This window comes from Kosakonia sp. YIM B13571 (genome assembly GCF_042788095.1).
Lineage (GTDB): Bacteria > Pseudomonadota > Gammaproteobacteria > Enterobacterales > Enterobacteriaceae > Kosakonia > Kosakonia quasisacchari.
In genome coordinates this window covers 109,952-126,509 of the sequence record NZ_JBHZPL010000006.1, presented here as the reverse complement: position 1 = coordinate 126,509, position 16,558 = coordinate 109,952, and the positions used below count along the sequence as shown (strand labels likewise).

Genomic DNA, 16,558 nt, shown 5'->3' with positions numbered 1-16,558 from the left:
CCGGCCATAATTATCCTCACCAAAAGTTGTTTCTTTACTCGTTCAGAGGGTGCTGTGATTTGCCGATTATTCGTGCAGCAACTCCGTTACAGGTGTGCTGTTTTTAATCTGCCCCAGTGTATAAATCTGTGACCGGAGATGCTGTTCCAGTTGCCGGATGCGTTGCTGCCGCAGAGGAGAGCCGACTGGCAAAAGATGAATCTGACGAAGCTGTTCCTCCGTCGGTTCAATCTGCTGAAAGCTGGTCATCATGCCAAAGACGGATGACTTCAGCTCACTGACCGTCATGTACTTACCCTTGTGCCCATCCAGCCCACTCAGTTGGTTACTCAGTTGCTGTAACTTCGTCATCCCTTGATGCCAGCCATTCAGATTTTCTGTCGGTATACTTGCAATGTTTACTTGCCGAAGCCACTGCTGTACCAGTGGTTTAGCTTGTTCGGGCCAGAGCGACTGAGCCTGTTCTACCAGTTGACGGCTGTAGTTAATATTCCAGTCAGGTGGCAACTGGCCTAAGCGCATGAGTTGCTGCTGCGTGTCTGCGATCAAGGGTTGCGATATGGGGGTTTGCCGATGCAATGTCTCCAGTTGCACGGAGGTGAGTGTTGCGGGTAACGGTGCCAGCGATGCAGCAAGCTGAGCCTGCAACGGGTCAAGTCGATGTAAGACATGCCAACCCCACACCGTTGCCGCACTGATCACCAGCATAGAGCACATCCCGGCGGCAAAGGATTTCCACTTTTTACCCTGTACCGGTATCGCCGCCAGCACATCCACATTCGGCTGATGTTCGGGCTGTGCCACATAAACCCACTTTGCCGTGTTGGCTGGTTCATTCTTTTCTGTCACAGGAATGCCAGGCAGAGCATCACTTAATACTCCCGCGCCATTCATTACTGTCGCAGGCAGCATGATACCCGTCTGAATGGTTGCACCTGAGCCAGATACATCATCACTGTTTTCCAGCTTGATGGCACTGTTGTGTATCAGCGTACGCAATGTGTCGAACTGACTGAGATGTTTAAGCTCCAGGCGCTGTAGCACCGCGCCGAGACTCGTAAGTAGTTGCTCCGCTCGATACAACTGGCTGAGGTCGCTGTAGTTCAGCGCTAGCGCGCGCATCCGTTGCTGCAGGCGCTGGCTCAGATTGCTGAGAATTTCCATGCGGGCGTGTACAGGCTGCGGCCAGAGCGCTCCCCACTGATGACTTATGAGGGCCTCCAGTATTGCCAGGCCCTCATTCAGACCGAATAATCCGGCCAGTTGCGTTCGGGTAAGCGTGTACCAGGCGACCGTCTGCAGCTCCACACCATTTTGCTCAAATAGTGAAAGACAGAGCTTTTCTACATATCGCCAGTTCACGTCCGGGCGTGCCGGATGGCTTAGCTTGCTCAGCTCATCGCGCAAGGTGGCATAATCCGGCAGGGTACGCGGGTCGCTACCGGTTTTGATTTTACGGGGGGAAATGTCATTCATGACCAGATATCCATCTGATGTGTCTACAACGGTGGAAGAATATTTTTTATGCGACTTCATTTTCTGCATATTCGAGACATTACAGATACTGTCGCGCTGCCAGGTTAGCAATATAAAATTCAGGATGCAGTAGCGATTTAATAAAAGGTATCAGCCAGCTTAGTTCACCCACGGATATGCACCTGCAATTTGAAGCGTCATGGTTATATTTTATAAAATAACAATCATTAAATGATGTTCATTATCTCAGGCACACCATTAAAATAGTTAACACTTGACCAAGCAGCAATTGATGAACATGCCATTCAAAATAGTTAAAACGCAACGCCAGCTCGGAGGTAAAAGAATTAGTCACAATACCTGCACAACATAATAACCTCAAGGAATTCATTCCTTCATCACGACATAAACACCCATGTCAATCACGATTGACATGTATATTTTTCGCAGTGCCACTGCTTTCAAGATAAGAATTCAAAAAGTAAAACCAATAATTCTCAAGAGGTATAAAAAACTCCCCACCCACTCATAAAATTAATATATTTATTATTTTTTCATTTCCTATATTAGCCACAACACATTATATTTATATATTTCCGTGATTTTTATTAATAATAGATAATTATTAAGTGTCGTCATGTGCATTCTATTGGAAAATCTTTTAAGATTTAACGAGTTATATTTTTTCAGTGTCATCAAGATACTGCTGATGTTTAAGATGTCGAAGCAAAACACGGCCCTCAGGCATAAACTCTGTGCCATAGCGTACCAGGCCAATACCGTTGAGTTCAGCATCAATGGCATAGCGCAGTTCACCAGGGATTTCCTGGTCGAGAAGAACAACGGTTATTTTTTTCAGGCGCGGCTCATATTTGATCAGCACCTCAGAAAACGTCTGCAGCAGCTGATGGGCGGTACCCGGCATGCCCTGAAGAAATTTTGTCATATCCGGTAATCCGTAATCCGGCAGATGCTTCAGCGTCCCGGCGCGACAATTGAGGATACGTTGCATATTATCGAGTACAGACAAAATCACTTGGTTTTGTTCATTGACCTGATGGAGTTCAAGGCCGCCAGTGAAATTTCCGAAAAGAGTTTCGTATAATGAAGGTGAACTATTTTTCATATTTACTATTAACTAATGATGACATTTAAGAAATTGAATGGTATCTGCAAAAAAATCATTTCGTTCAAAATATTGAGTTTCCCATCCCTCGTTAAATTATTCCAATAAGGTCGCCAGTATACATCCAACCAAAATTACATATCTCCTTGCAAGCCACCATAAGAACCAAGGTCTTTATCTGGAAATAAATTTTCTGGCCCTGGAGGTTCTAAGCCTTTTTCACAAAGGCAGGCTATAAAATTATTATCATTTGTGATCAACCTTACGATGACCTGTTCAAACTCTTTAAATTTATAGCAAATGAGATCTTTATCATGATTTGCAATTTTTTTCTCTTCCGTTAACTTTCTATGAAAAAAATGATTCAATCACTTGCTCAACAACTGTTAGATCCTTTGGTTTTATCATAAATCGAGCCGAGTACGCATATACGTTATCTTTCTCCACAGATAAAACAATGGATATAAGGATGTATTCTTAGAAATGGCATTAAATTTTTCAACGAGAAAATCATTCTGCAGCACATTATTTTTCCTAAAAAAATTCAAGGAATTAATTTTCATTAATGTAATCCGCCATCCAATCTGCACCAAAATACCCTGCAGTTCCAAATATAATCCCGCCAATCTGCCCTGTTAACCTGGCTTCCAGGACACTTTAATTTCGGGTGGATTTACAGTTGCAGTCGCTTAATGGCGAGAAACCTGATTTATAGGTCGTATTCGTCCCATACTCTATCTTTTCGTCTTCGATGAAGAGATACTTCCCACCTCCATCAGCCTCGCTTCTTCTTGCCCACGTCCAGCATGTCGCTCGCCAATAGCGGCCTTAGTTTCGGTTCAAAGTACAATCGCATTGCGCTGTTGTACGACAGTACATTAGCCGAGCACACGTCGGCATTGATGGTAAACGAGGCACTGCGAGTAAATTTAAATTTCTGTCATCAATGGTAATAAACCAAGATCAAGAAGCTTTATTTCTATGTCGTTAGCTTTACTGATATGTTTTTTATTTCTTCCATCAAAGATATCTTCTATGGATACTATAATTGTTCCTTTATATTTTTCAGAAATCACAACAGGTACTATCTCTGTTGCCTCTGGGATTAGCTCTGGTTGTATTCGCGCTGGCACATATATCATCCAGCCCACACAAATTCTATCAGGGAATACATTCCTTGCATTATTCCAATACCCATTAGTATTAATAGTTGCAAATGCACTAGATTTATTGCCAACCAAAGATGTCATAAATTCAAGAACTCGCTTTGTACTTATATTTGACTTAGGGCAGGTCATACTAATATCCAAATTTATTTTTTTTGGATTTTCGAAGTGTTTTTTTATATAATTTATTGAGCATATTTTACTATCATCCTCGCCATCCCACACACCCGCTATAATTAATGGATAATCTTTTCTAATTTCATTACGCCACTTATCAATAGTCGCTGAGTCAGCTTCCCCGTGGTTAAACACCACATGTTCTAACGCTTGCTTTCGCGAATATCCTTTTTCATACCAACATTTTTTTGTACCCAACAAAGAATCGATTAGAGTAGACACATAAAATAATTCATCAAGACATGATTCTATTGTTGGTACCCCTGCATCTTCGTAATAAACACTTGCGGTAATTCTTATCATGGAACCCACTTTACAATAATATCTTTAAAACCTTTAAACATCTTTGAAAAATAACGATAACTGACTGGTTGCATAAAAGCCCACACAATATTCAGTGGCTGATTGATCGTTGCTACGGCTTGGTGGCGGGACGCTTGGCTTAGACCGCTTTTATAGCCTTTCCACCAACCTTTTGGATCTCCAAAAGCATCAAAAAACTGATCATACCGCGCCTTAGCTTCCCAGAATTCACATAACTTACTTTTCCAGCCATCAAACGATACACCGCAGTACTTAAATTCCTGGATTTGTTTGGTTTCTGGATTATAAAACGTGCCACAGATTCTCGTCTGGTAGTTAATCGTCACCTCACTCCAGCGTGAACAACGCCTGATAATAGGTAAAACCTTCCCGTCTGGTGGACAATTCTCGCAGGTATTTTCATCATTATTTGCCTGCGCACCGGCTTCGACCTCTACGCCCTCATAGATCACCGATTCTGAATAATCCATATCATCTTCCCAGAAGCCACCATGCGTTTCGGTGCCGACCATCATCGGCTCATGTAGCATGGGATTATATGGTTTTCCTTGAAAGTCAAACCCTCCGTGACTCTGAGACTGCATATCTCCTGAATCAGAGTAAGACATATCTGCATCTTCCCAGCTATCATGGCTACGCCATGAGCCAGGAAATGTTGCCGTACCGGTTGAACTTCCTGCTAGTCCGACGCTTCCGGCAGCAGCGCCTCCCATGCCCCCGCTTATCACTGGTGGGATCATGACCATCAGAGCTCCCTCCTTTCCCTGTTTACCATCACATGCTTATAATCCTCCACCCGCTGATCAGCTGAATATCCGTTTGGCGTTCTAAGCCATTTATCCACTTCGGGCTTAAGGTAAAAACCGGGATAGAATGCTTCCAGCATTAAAAAATCTCGCTTCACATTTATTACTTTCAATGGAAGTATGTTCGCATAATCAAGCGCTTTTCCCAGCCGGATAATGAGAGTCTCGTCCGGTTCGTTAACTCCCGGATATATCTTCTTTAGATTTCTCGCAATATCGCGCACAAAACCATCATTTTCCATTTTATTGAATTGGCTACACTGCGCTTTCGTAAATTTCAGCATATGAATTCCTTTTGCTTCAGGGAATAAACGCGCCTATGCACACTGGAATACCATTCAGCGATATTCTTGGTTATTTCACGGTGCTGCATTTCATCCAGTTGCTCACCAAGCTGGATCTGAACTCTGGGATCCTGCAATCGTACCAAAGCGATCCGTCCATCAGGCATTTCAGCATTCATGCACTGTTGTAAATGTACCAGTAACTCTGGAAGTGATAATGCAGATAAAATCCATGAAACAGCTGGCAGGTGTTGTTCAAGCTCTGTTAACTTTCCTCTGAGTGCCATAGCCTTGTGCATATCAATCAGCCAGGGCCCTGCAAAAGCAATCCGGGAATCAGGGTATTTATCAAATAAAGGTAGAACTGCATTATTCGTGGTTTGAAGCGCAAAATTAAAGTGACGCTCAAACTGAAGGCCATCAACCAATGCGAATAGCGAATTTCTCGTCGAAGCGATTAACTCCTGACCTGCAAGAGCGAAACTCATATCCATCAATCCCCCCTGATAACAAACGTATCGCCGTTCATCGCTGCCTTCATTAAACAACTGAGGCAAATCCCGCTGCCCGCCACAGCCTGAAATGGCAGCGTAGCTGGTCCGCTTGTCGCAGTACGCTTTATCTTCCGCGTATACGTCGTATCTGTGCCGTACTCTATCTTCCCGTCTTCGATGATGAGATAGCTGCCGCCACCGATCAGCGTCACCTTTTTCTTGCCTGCGAACAGCATGTCGCTCGCTGATATCAGGCTCAGCTTTTGCTCTGCGGATAAGTGCATTGCGCCGTTTTGGGCCTGAATCTGCACCGGCCCTTCACTGACGTTCAGCGTCAGTGAACCCGTACGCGCGAACAGACCGACACGTTCTCCAGCCAGAATTGCCGTGTTACCCATCGCACCGCTGTTGAAATCTCCACCCGCATTCATTGCCACATTCTGACCAGCAGTCAGTTGCATATGTTCGCCGCTAGTGAAGGCAACGCCTTGCGGGCCATGGAAATGAATCATCTCGTTCAGCGGTTTCAGGCGCTGGTCGAACATCGCTTTCTGGCTGGCGATATCGGCTTCAAGTGCCTGCGTCTGCTCAGCGGCGGCGGCCAGGCCTTTCAATTGTTGCTGGCAAACGTCGATTTCTTTCAGCGCTGTTTCCATGTCCAGTACCTCACCTGCCGCCTTCTGCTGACCATCAGCGGTGATAAACAGCCCTTTTGCCACGCGGATGACGCCGTATTCATCCGTTCTGAGTTCAAAACCGGAGCCCCGCCGTTTGCTCTGCTTATCAACAATATGGCCCTGGTTGAGCTGTGTGCCGCCGAATGGCGTAGTGAGTGCAATATGCTCCTGCCCGCGCTGGTCTTCCATTCGCAGTTCGTTGTCTGCCGCCGTGCGCAGAATGTTCTGGCTGCGGTTATCGCGGGTAACGATGTCCTGGTGTTCTGAATCGTGGAATGCGTGGGCGATATACGGGCGGTCAATATCCCCGTCATCATATGCAATTCCGACTTCCGTGCCGTCAGTCAGCGGCGTGTGCCAGCCATAAGTATCACCGGAATAGGGTTTCGCCTGACGTATCCACAGGTAGTTGTAGCCGGGCTCTGCATCTTCACGGCTGAAGTCCATTTTCACCCGGTAACGCCCCTGCTTGTCCAGCCAGGCATAGATATCGCCCGTCTCCTGGCTTTCAATGCGCGCCGGCAGCGTGCCGTGGATTTGTGGCCGGGGTTCCTTCCATGGCCGGAAACAGAACTGTTCGCTGTATGGCATTCCCCATACCGACACATGCAGCCGCGTGTCACGGGCACCGCGATAGGTGATAAACGTAATAAGCAGGCCGTCGTTCAGGTCGTTAAGGTTGCTGCCGTCCGTTTCCAGTACCATGCCCGGTATCAGTCCGGCTGCGTTGCTGAACAAGTGCAGTCTGGCCGATTTATTCAGTTCGCGTTCGTGGTGAAGTCTGGCATAGAACGCTCCGCTTTCGATTTCTGGTTCGACGGTACCGTCGTCGCCAGCCTCAAGGTGTGGCGCGGCATAGCGGTAGTGTTCTCCGATGGTGGTGACATTGTTTCTGACGGTGACAGCAGAATCCAACGGTATGCCCGCCTTGCGGTAGTTATAGTCCCGCGTGCGCACCAGTCCGGTCACCGTGTTATGCCAGGTGCGCAGCCCCCATACTGATTCGGCTGCACTGTCATATAGCGCAGACGGCTCTTCATACGGCAAATGCTTACCAGACTGGTAGAACTGTTGGTCGTCGGCAAAGGTCACCGTGTCCAGCCCGGTGACCTCATTCCCCCCGATATGGAACCAGATACCGACTTCTGAAAGAATTCGCCGGATAAATTGCAGATCACTTTCACGCCACTGGGTGATGAGCTCGCGCTGTGGGTAACGCTTCTCCAGACGAAACTCAAAATCCGTACCTTCCAGACCATGTTTACGCAGCACATCTTCCACCAGCTCAGGTACGGAAAGGTTCTGGTATACCGCACAGCGCTGGGTATGCGAGAGCAGCGTAAGGCGGGATGAGAGCGTCACGCTATAGTGCATCTGGTCAACGGTCGAGCCCAGCCATTCAAACGCCGTAATCACACCGTGGACTGTCCGTCCACTGAGCATGCGCAGCGTGGCGTATTTCAGCAGTACATCTTCTGCCGACACATCGCTTTGCGACGTGGTGAACTCAATACGCCATTTCGCTGGCGCACTCAGTGCTTCGCGGCCATAAAAATTCAGCACATCCGGTTTTACCCGACTGTCGTTTATCTCAAGCGTGTAACGGGTTTGCCCGTCGAACAGCGCCAGCCAGTTATCCTTCGCCATTGTTGTCACTCCTTAACGGGAACCAGCGTCAGGAATCCGCTACCCAGTTCAATGGTGCGTGGCTTGTCCGGTTCGAGGTCATCGCGGCTCAGCACCAACTGCCAGGTGTTGTTTTTTAAATCCGGCCGGTTGAACAACCCAATAACCGCGACATATTGCGCCTCTTCATCCATCGGCATATTGAGCATCACGCTGCCTTTGGGCATCACCAGCAGGGATTTGCTCGCCACAATGTCCTCCTTCAGCACCGTATCGGCTTCACGCAGCAGCATCTGGTAGTCGGCGGCATCCACCTTCTGACGATCCCTTAGTTGATAGACACGAACCATGGTTGCCAGCGGCGTCTGCGCCTCATCGGCATTGACCCCCGAGCGCGGTTCAAAGTCGAGATGCAGTACTTTTATTTTTTTGTAGAAAATCGATTTGGTCATGCCGACCGCACCATCGGAAACGGCCTGCATCAGGCCGCAACCGGACAGCAGGCAGCAGAGAGCGAGCAGAACAACCTGTCGCAGAAAAACGGATGCCATTCAGAGGTTCCTTTCAGAATAAACAGGAGAATTAGTCAAAGCGGTAAGTGCCATCCTGTGCGGGATGCAGGGGTTTGCAATCCAGCCCCTCATAGCAACCCAGGCTGACGGTCAGATAGCGGTGCTTGCCGGGCTTGTCGCGTTTCAACCCCACAATGCCGGTACGTCCAAGCTGGATGCGGCGCTTTTGCCCGAGACGGGGTTCCGGCAAAACATTCACCGGTACGGTCAGGCGCAGGCGCACATCAGATCGATAGCCCAGATACACGCGCAGCAACACCATCAGATCGGTGTGTAACTGACCACCGGAGAGCCAGCCTTCGGCTTCAATCGGGCTACTGGTTGCCAGCATCAGCAGAATACGACTGCAGGCCTCTTTGCCGGTTTTACCAAGCGAGGCACGCTGCGCCAGGGAAACTCGATTTTCTTTCCCCAGCCCACTGCGCTGAGCCACCTGCACTTTGACCGGGTCCGGGCTAATAATTGTTGCGGTGGTATCCGGGGCCAGCAGGCTAACCAGCTGGCGAATACCTTCCGCGTTGCGGGTTGGCAGGCGCATCGCACCCAGCAGTGCCAGAAATCGGGAAACGGGAGTTGCCACATTTTCAGCCGTACCGGGAATACCCAGGCCCACCAGCCCCAGCAGGCATTGCGAAGTCTCATCGGTGCCGCCCGCTTCAAAGGTCGCCGGATAGGCGTATTTACGCCAGATTCGGTAGTACTGAGTGGTGATGCGGTGACTAAAGATATCGAGAAAGGCCGTTGTGGCTTCATACCCTTCCCGCCGTTGGGCGATATCATCCAGATAAGCGGTCGGTAGCGGTGAATCCACACCGTACATCCCCAGAAATGTCGTGCGGACCGTGGGGGGCAGTTGCGGATGTTCTTCATCCGTCTCAACGGTGCGTAATTCACTGACCGGAAACCCCATCCCCGGCCAGGGGCGAAAGCGCACCGGGTCGGCAGTTGGTTTCTCGGCGGTACCCAGTAATGGCGCGTCGGGATTGTGCTGCTCAAGCAACTGGCAGAAGCGGTAAAAGTTAACCCGCCAGATATCTTTGCCAAGTTGCTCCGTCAGCCCGGCACGTGCTGGCTGTGATTCTCTTTCCATCGAAGTCGTTTCCCTGTCGGTTGCAGCACCAGCGTAAGCTGATTGAAGAGGTGAACATCGGCATATAGCGCAAAGAAGCGGTGCAGCATTTCCCCAAACAGATTCACATCCCCCTCCCCGGCGAAGTTGTCCGCATTGAGCGTGACTTCAATCTCAACCCCGCGCAGCATGTAGCCACGTTCAAAGCGACGCACCAGCGTGTGCCGCACCGCCACGATGGCTTCCAGACGGCGTCGGTTCATCTCATCGTCGGTCCAGTCATACAGTGCCAGCGTGCCGCGCAGCACTTCCGGGTTATCCATCATGCTCAGAAAGCTGGAGCCCAGATGGCTCATCACCCGCCAGTGGAAGCGGTCATTCGCTGGCGGATAGAGTGGCAATGTCGGCGCACTGAGATTCCGCACCTTCACCGCTACCTTACCGGCCTTCACCACCCGGTCGAGCAACGTACTTTCCAGCGCCTTGTGGGGCATTTGACCGTTGGTACCGGTGATACGAATAGAGAGCGATTCCGGTTTTTCAGAGAGCTGTTCCATCTCAAACGAACGGCCGCCGAGGATAAGCCAGGTGTCATACAGCCCGGACGGACCACGCTTCACGCGGGTGTGGAAATAGCGCTCCGGCGCGTCAAAGCGCATCATGCCGCCGCGATGACGGAAGCTAGTGAATGGTACATAAGGGTGTTTGCCATTTTTCACCGCGCCGTGAATATTATCGACGCTGTAGATTTCCGTATGTCCGTCCTGTACACGCAGCGGGCGCAGCAGGTATTCGTTTTCCAGCGGGTCGATAGTCAGCGGATCTGCTTCCAGCGTGAAGAGATTAATCACCGGCGCGCAATGCAGACGAAAGTTTTCGGTTTCAAACGGCATATCGGGTGGCCAGCCGCCATCAAGCACAATGTCGGTTTCAAACCAGGTGGTATCCTGGTTGAGCCCGATCAACTCCAGCCCACGCAGCTCGACAAACATAAACTTCTGCCGAAAGCTGAAATACTCTAGCAGCAGCTGATAGCCGCTGAATGCAGAATCGCCTTTCGGCCACAGACGCGCGTTATCTTCAAAGCCCATCGGCTTACACCAACCGTCAAAGCGGATGCGTTCGGTGCAGGTCCCTGCGTGACGGGCGTATACCGCATGCACCCGGCGGGTCAGCGCCAGATGCAACGCTGAAGCCACCGGGCTTTCGGCATCAAGGTAGAGGGCAACTTTATCAATGCCACTTTTGGTCCAGTCCACCCTGCTGCTGCACTCAAAGCGCAGGCGAATGACGCCACGTCCGTCAGGCTCGGTCTGCAAACGGGCATCTGCCAGATGAATTGGCTGCAGGGTGATATCACGGGTCGCACGGTACTGGCAGATGGTCTTGTCCGGGCCAACCGGACGCGACAACACCGAGAAGCCTTCTGGCAGAATTTCAGCCTGTTTTAGCTGGTGCCATTCCGGTTCAAACGCCACCACGGAGAGTGACGGAATGGTGCGCATATAGTGCGGCCAGAGCAGACTCACCAGCCCTTCGGTCAGTTCCGGCAGATCATCATCGAGCTTTTCACGCAGACGTCCCATCAGGAAGGCAAACCCTTCAAACAGACGTTCTACGTACGGGTCGCGGGCATCGGTTTTATCCAGATTGAGCATGGCTGCGCGGTCGGGATGGGCGCGGGCAAATTCTTTACCGGCTTCACGCAGGTAACGCATCTCTGCTTCGTAATAGCGCAGGGTTAAATCATCCATGCACGGTTTTCCTGAATGTCGTGGTAGTCAAAAAAGAGAAATCACATGCAGCTTTTTCAGCCGCACAGCACCATCGCCCGGGCGGGATCGATGGCGATAAGGCCAGCCAGCAGTTCGTCCATTTCAGGGGCGAGGCGCGTTTTATCGCTTTCACTGCGGCCTGCTTTAAGGCGTAACAGCTTCAGGCGGCGGGCATGCACTTCAAACAGCAGCGCAGGCTCCCAGTCGTTAAGCGTCAGCTGTGGTGCGCTACTCGTGAGTTCACCGAGCAGATGGAGCGCCATTTCATTGCGCCCGAACTGTTCGGCAACACGAGCCATCAGCAGACGCAGCAACCAACGGCTACGCGGGGATTCCATACCAGGGCGATGCTGGAGCCAGCCAAGCGCAGCCTCAGGGCCATCACTGTCGCCCTTTTCCATCGCCTCTGCTTCCAGTGCGAGAATGTCATCCGTTTGTCCGCCGCCGGCAACCGAAGCGGGTTCATTGCCAAACCCCGACATATCATCATTCACCTTTTCAGCAATCCAGGTCAGCGTCACTTCATCGGCAAACGGCGTGCCGTCACTCCAGGAGAGCTGTTCGAGGCCATGCAAGCGGGCCAGCAGCAGCTTCAGGTCGCAGAGAATGTAGTCCGCCCAGCCATCCCAGGGTTGTCCGGCGCGGGACAGCCCCTGCCAGAGATACCACTGCAGGTCGAGCCAGAAACGGTTACCACCTTCGCAAAACATAGTGCTGGCCTGCTCCACCAGCTCCGTCCAGCTCTGCTGCAAATACAGTCGCTTAAGCTGCGCGCGATAATCCGGTTTGGGAGGTGAAAGACGGGTGCGACCGCTGGCATCCAACGCCGGGATTTGCCCCACAGTATCCCAGCGAACCGCTTTCATCAGCCGGTGCGACGCCAGCCAGCCATCCTGCTGATCGGCCAGCCAGCGGGAGAGCACTTTCGACTGACTTAAAAATTCCCCTTCGGACTTAACAACGCTGTCCGGGGCGGACTGTCTGACCGTTAAAACAGGCGTATTTTCGGCTGTACTGATGCTTTGCGATGTTAAGCCATCCAGCCCGCCGGAGCCTGCCAGACGGATTTCCAGCGCGCGGGATAAACCGTCGAGAGAGGGACGTTCGCCCTCCGGCCAGCTTTCCAGTTGGCTATCCAGCAAACTCAGCACGGCTGCCGTCTGTGAGGTCTGTTCCCGGCTGGCATCCGGCCACAGTGAAAGCGTGTCCTGCATCTTTGTACTGTTCAGCCACTCAAGCGCGGACTTGCGTGCATTGGGGCGGAGCGGATGACAGTGCTCACCGTAACGGGTCAGCATGGCCGCCAGCAGTTGCAGCCCCTCACACAGCCCGGCCTCGCCTTCCCGTTGCAGACGGGCGAAGATATACCAGGTAACCACCCTTACGTCCCGGGCGGTGCGACAGAGAATTTTTTCAGCCAGCTGGCAAAGCTTTTCTGGGTCGGTGCCGGAAAGTTTGTTGATTTCCTCGCGCATCAACTGGAAATCGTCGTCATAGGCAGGGTCGTCCCCCGCCCCGCCATTGTCCGCTAATGGTTTGAGCCAGTTATCCCATCGAGACAGACTGCTCCGCTGCCGGACGAGCAGTGTTGACTGCTGCGCTTCAGCGGGAACACACAGTGCCAGTAGCGTTTTTGCAGTAGACATTTTATTCTCCCTCCGTGGCTGCCAGGGTGTTATTCACGGCATCAGCCTTTACCAGGAAGATAGATTCCGGCAAGTGGAAACCCTGCAGGTTCAGCAACGCCAGCGGGCCATCGCCCAGCTCGCTGCGCAGGATAAATTTCAGCGGATTGCCGTCCGGGGTGCTCCACACCAGTTGTGTACGGCTGCTGTCGAGCGGCGTGATCAGCGCTTTATCGAGCAAACGAATAAAGCCCCAGTTTCCCTGATAGTGCTCATAGAGCCGCATTTCCGTGTTCACGCTTCTCCAGCTCAAATCCACACCCGGATACCAGGTATTGCCCGGCCAGGTGAAGCTCTGCCAGCTTTCCATCTGGTTGAAGTAATCCAGATTCTGACCGTCCAGCGTCAGTTGCATCCGCGCAACATCACGTGAAGGGCGGGCCATCAGTTCAAAATGAACCCCTGCATCTCCCTGCGCGAAAATAATGTCGGAAATATCGGCCAACTGGTTAATAGCCGCCAGGAACGCCGGGTTGACGGTCATGCCCTGGCTTGCAGAAGGATCGACCACCCAGTGGCTGCCTTCCTGATGCAGGATCCCGCCAAGGTTAGTCTTGAGGAATGCGGTAATATGTCCGGAATCACCGCGCAGGAACTGCGCCAGCAAGGGTAATGAGGCATCACTTCCTGTGGCTTTAAAGGGATAACGCCCGGCAAACGCCGTGTTCCACTGAGACATAATCGTGCTCTGCCAGCGGGTATTCAGACTGCCTGCCGCCGGCGCCAGCACCTGACGCCAGGCCAGATCCAACGGCTGCACAAACAGCGCCTGAGCAAAACCGTTCCACTCCTGTCCGAGGCTTGCCGCCACCAGGCCGCCATAATCGCGGATATCCGTCAGATCGATGGCCTTGCCCTGAAAGACCGTCTGGGCCAGCATCTGCGCCATCGCCTGCGGATCAGGCGCACTGGTAACTTGTTGCAATTTGAGGCGCACCTGCGTCACACGCGCCAGCCAGGACTGGAAGCTGAGATTACCGTTAGTGCCCGTGCTGTCTTTCCCTGCTATCAGGCTGTTCAGTGGTCCAAACACGCCATCCAGCGGCCCTTTTGGCCCCTGCGCCTGTTCGATAAACTGTTGCGCATTCTTTTTACGCCCAACCAGCTTTTTCGCCGAATCGACCAGTGAATCGGCAAGTCGCTCGCTTTTGGCTCCGGTCTGTCCCTGCCAGGCCAGCGTATTCATCAGCGCTACCAGCGGTGACTGACGCACATCCGCCAATAGGTTGAGTTGAGCAACCGCTTCGGACAGCGATTCGGCCTCATGCCACTGAATGCTGTTAGCCATGTTCAGCCAGGCATTACCAAAATCAGTAAAATAACGCTCAGTCAGGCGCTGCTCCAGCGCTTGCGGCGAGATATCACTGCCAGCCGGATGGGTCTTATCGGTCAGCACCCAGTCGATTTCCGCGCGGCGGGTTTTCACCACTTCATCAATAGCGCTCTCGACCTGCTCTTCCCATGCCTGGCGGGTAAACATGCCCGGCACCACTTCGGAAGTAGAGAAAAAGGTCGACGCGTCGGCATCACCGGTCATATCTGCCAGCGTTAAGTCCGGCCAGTTGCGGGCGATGCGCTGCAGCATCTCCTGATACAGACCAGACTCCGCATTACGCTGCCCAATCTGCTTGAGCAGAATCTGGCGTACAGTGCCAACCAGGTCTGCATCTGGCTTAATTTTCCATTCCGGGTGTGCAGGCAGATTCTGGGCATAGAATCCGAGTAATTTCGGAGCCTGGGTCTGCCAGACATTGTCGCTAACGCCAGCACGAATCGGCCAGATTTTCAGCATGTTTGCAGCAAGCCAGGGCGCATCCGCTTTATCCGGACGCACCAGCATCAGATAGCCCTTCAGCAGGTTATAGGTTTTTGGGGCAGCGGCAGTACGTGCATCACTAGCAGGAGGGAGCTGAACAAAAACGGCCAACTGACGGTGGAGCTCATCAGCCAGCGCATCACGCATCAGCACCTGGTTGTTGCGGGCATACAGTGGCCAGAGTGAATTCAGAGTTTCACGGTCCTGATTCAGGCCAAAGCGGGTATACCAGGGCGCTCCGTGAGCTTGCCTGTCCTGCAAGCGGGCAATGGCCTGCTGCAGAAAGAGCTGATTGCGTAGGCGTTCCGTCAACGGTTGCTTTGTATCGGCGGCCACGCGTGCGGTTTCCTGAGCCTGATAAATCTGAGTACGGTTAACCGTCATGGAAAGCAACGTTCCCGCGCCCCATAGCAGAACCAGCGCCAGCAGTATCAGACGCAGAACGCGCTGCCAGTGGAATCCGATTTTGTGGGCTTGAACATGTAGACAATCCTCTCCCAGCGCCTGCCAGGCCGGGTGGCTCAGACGCGCGTGTGGCAAAGTGGCGGTTGCTGCCAGAACAGGACTGAACATCATGCCGCGCAAACGGTAAGGTGCCGGGCCGGTCATCAGGCTGGTCAGCAATGGGGTTAACTGTTGTTTAAGACGCCCGCGCAGTTGAACGGATAACTGCAGCAGCCAGTCGTGGCGAGTATTACGCAGCAACACCGCTATACCCACACGGCGCAAACGAGAAGAAAGCGTGGTCAGTGACTCAACGGCGACTGCTGGTGCAGCCCCCGGCCCGAACAATGTACCTGTCGCAGGAACGCCCTCGCCTTCCTGATTCCACGCCTCCTCGTAGATAAACCACAGCCAGACCGGAGCCTGCCAGCCAAACAGCAAATCACCTTTCTGGCGGCTACGAACCAGTGTATCCAGTGCAGTGGCATCCGGAAGCCGCGCACAGTCCATTACCTGCACGATGCCATCTATTGGACGCTGAGGGCGCACCTCATTTAGCGCGTCAACAAATTCTCGCTCCGGCTCGGCTTTTGCCAACCCGGCATGGATCAGAACAATGCCTTCGTTTTCCTGCCAGTGGTCACGTTTGAGCCCCGGAACCACTTTTTCGATATGTTCATCGGTGCCCTGAACCAGCAGCAAGCGGGCTTTGGACTGCCAGCGGCGGCCGTAGCGCAGACGGAGGTGATCGGTGAGCTCTACGCTGTTGAAAAATCCTTTCTCACTTTGATCCTGGAGAACCAAGAAATTCTGATACTCGACGGACTTTTTTTTATTTTCCTCAAAAGCTGCCTTAACCCCCGTTTTTCCCTTGCGCTCAAACAATCGTTCAATAACCCAGCCGATAAGGCCAATGATCAGAATTGAAACCAGACTCCATATCAGCAACTGGGTATTGGCGAACGGACCAATACCGGTCCAGTGCGCCATTTTTTCCGGCCAAACTATGAACAGGTACACAAGAATGGCGATAAAAAAAAT

The 16,558-nt window shown here is 51.9% G+C and carries 13 protein-coding genes; all 13 read right to left on the bottom strand.

All coding sequences use genetic code 11. The features are described from left to right. Nucleotides 1–66: 66 nt before the first annotated feature. The 13 genes from ACFX4O_RS15895 to ACFX4O_RS15835 all read right to left on the bottom strand — a co-directional run bounded on the left by ACFX4O_RS15895 (nucleotide 67) and on the right by ACFX4O_RS15835 (nucleotide 16,507). A complete protein-coding gene (locus ACFX4O_RS15895) occupies nucleotides 67–1,476 on the bottom strand; it encodes a VasL domain-containing protein (RefSeq protein WP_380210872.1) in 1,410 nt (469 codons plus the stop codon). 676 nt (nucleotides 1,477–2,152) lie between these two features. Continuing rightward, nucleotides 2,153–2,602, bottom strand: a complete 450-nt coding sequence (gene tssE, locus ACFX4O_RS15890) for a type VI secretion system baseplate subunit TssE (protein WP_380210870.1) — start codon at nucleotides 2,600–2,602, stop codon at nucleotides 2,153–2,155. Nucleotides 2,603–2,736: 134 nt separating this feature from the next. Further along, nucleotides 2,737–2,970: a hypothetical protein gene (locus tag ACFX4O_RS15885; protein ID WP_380210868.1), complete on the bottom strand. Its 234-nt coding sequence runs from the start codon at nucleotides 2,968–2,970 to the stop codon at nucleotides 2,737–2,739. Nucleotides 2,971–3,531: 561 nt separating this feature from the next. Then, entirely contained in the window at nucleotides 3,532–4,248 is a 717-nt protein-coding gene (locus tag ACFX4O_RS15880) for a hypothetical protein (protein WP_380210866.1), read from the bottom strand. Then, entirely contained in the window at nucleotides 4,245–5,015 is a 771-nt protein-coding gene (locus ACFX4O_RS15875) for a Tox-REase-5 domain-containing protein (protein ID WP_380210864.1), read from the bottom strand. The genes ACFX4O_RS15880 and ACFX4O_RS15875 overlap by 4 nt, the downstream gene beginning before the upstream one ends. Continuing rightward, nucleotides 5,015–5,359, bottom strand: coding sequence for a hypothetical protein (locus ACFX4O_RS15870; RefSeq protein ID WP_380210862.1), 345 nt, complete (start codon nucleotides 5,357–5,359; stop codon nucleotides 5,015–5,017). Before ACFX4O_RS15870 ends, ACFX4O_RS15875 begins: the two co-directional genes overlap by 1 nt. Further along, the gene (locus ACFX4O_RS15865; protein ID WP_380210860.1) at nucleotides 5,353–5,853 is read right to left on the bottom strand and encodes a DUF4123 domain-containing protein; all 501 of its coding nucleotides are present in this window, start codon (nucleotides 5,851–5,853) and stop codon (nucleotides 5,353–5,355) included. The genes ACFX4O_RS15870 and ACFX4O_RS15865 overlap by 7 nt, the downstream gene beginning before the upstream one ends. After that, nucleotides 5,853–8,177, bottom strand: coding sequence for a type VI secretion system Vgr family protein (locus ACFX4O_RS15860; protein WP_380210859.1), 2,325 nt, complete (start codon nucleotides 8,175–8,177; stop codon nucleotides 5,853–5,855). The genes ACFX4O_RS15865 and ACFX4O_RS15860 overlap by 1 nt, the downstream gene beginning before the upstream one ends. Nucleotides 8,178–8,182: 5 nt before the next feature. Continuing rightward, the gene (gene tssJ, locus ACFX4O_RS15855; protein WP_380210857.1) at nucleotides 8,183–8,707 is read right to left on the bottom strand and encodes a type VI secretion system lipoprotein TssJ; all 525 of its coding nucleotides are present in this window, start codon (nucleotides 8,705–8,707) and stop codon (nucleotides 8,183–8,185) included. Nucleotides 8,708–8,738: 31 nt separating this feature from the next. After that, nucleotides 8,739–9,818 carry a type VI secretion system baseplate subunit TssG gene (tssG, locus tag ACFX4O_RS15850; protein ID WP_380210855.1) on the bottom strand — a complete coding sequence of 360 codons (1,080 nt, stop codon included), beginning with the start codon at nucleotides 9,816–9,818 and terminating at the stop codon, nucleotides 8,739–8,741. Further along, nucleotides 9,782–11,551, bottom strand: a complete 1,770-nt coding sequence (gene tssF, locus ACFX4O_RS15845) for a type VI secretion system baseplate subunit TssF (protein WP_380210853.1) — start codon at nucleotides 11,549–11,551, stop codon at nucleotides 9,782–9,784. The genes tssG and tssF overlap by 37 nt, the downstream gene beginning before the upstream one ends. 56 nt (nucleotides 11,552–11,607) lie before the next feature. After that, complete coding sequence (gene tssA / locus ACFX4O_RS15840; protein WP_380210852.1) at nucleotides 11,608–13,218, bottom strand: type VI secretion system protein TssA; 1,611 nt, start codon at nucleotides 13,216–13,218, stop codon at nucleotides 11,608–11,610. 1 nt (nucleotide 13,219) lies between these two features. Then, a complete protein-coding gene (locus ACFX4O_RS15835) occupies nucleotides 13,220–16,507 on the bottom strand; it encodes an ImcF-related family protein (protein WP_380210850.1) in 3,288 nt (1,095 codons plus the stop codon). Between the last annotated feature and the right edge of the window lie 51 nt (nucleotides 16,508–16,558).

What these genes read in the sequence shown, in the direction of transcription:
- tssF (WP_380210853.1), bottom strand. Translation starts at nt 11,551, where the DNA reads ATGGATGATTTAACCCTGCGCTATTACGAAGCAGAGATGCGTTACCTG.
- tssA (WP_380210852.1), bottom strand. Translation starts at nt 13,218, where the DNA reads ATGTCTACTGCAAAAACGCTACTGGCACTGTGTGTTCCCGCTGAAGCG.
- tssG (WP_380210855.1), bottom strand. Translation starts at nt 9,818, where the DNA reads ATGGAAAGAGAATCACAGCCAGCACGTGCCGGGCTGACGGAGCAACTT.
- tssE (WP_380210870.1), bottom strand. Translation starts at nt 2,602, where the DNA reads ATGAAAAATAGTTCACCTTCATTATACGAAACTCTTTTCGGAAATTTC.
- ACFX4O_RS15880 (WP_380210866.1), bottom strand. Translation starts at nt 4,248, where the DNA reads ATGATAAGAATTACCGCAAGTGTTTATTACGAAGATGCAGGGGTACCA.
- ACFX4O_RS15835 (WP_380210850.1), bottom strand. Translation starts at nt 16,507, where the DNA reads ATGGCGCACTGGACCGGTATTGGTCCGTTCGCCAATACCCAGTTGCTG.
- ACFX4O_RS15875 (WP_380210864.1), bottom strand. Translation starts at nt 5,015, where the DNA reads ATGGTCATGATCCCACCAGTGATAAGCGGGGGCATGGGAGGCGCTGCT.
- ACFX4O_RS15870 (WP_380210862.1), bottom strand. Translation starts at nt 5,359, where the DNA reads ATGCTGAAATTTACGAAAGCGCAGTGTAGCCAATTCAATAAAATGGAA.
- tssJ (WP_380210857.1), bottom strand. Translation starts at nt 8,707, where the DNA reads ATGGCATCCGTTTTTCTGCGACAGGTTGTTCTGCTCGCTCTCTGCTGC.
- ACFX4O_RS15860 (WP_380210859.1), bottom strand. Translation starts at nt 8,177, where the DNA reads ATGGCGAAGGATAACTGGCTGGCGCTGTTCGACGGGCAAACCCGTTAC.
- ACFX4O_RS15865 (WP_380210860.1), bottom strand. Translation starts at nt 5,853, where the DNA reads ATGGATATGAGTTTCGCTCTTGCAGGTCAGGAGTTAATCGCTTCGACG.
- ACFX4O_RS15895 (WP_380210872.1), bottom strand. Translation starts at nt 1,476, where the DNA reads ATGAATGACATTTCCCCCCGTAAAATCAAAACCGGTAGCGACCCGCGT.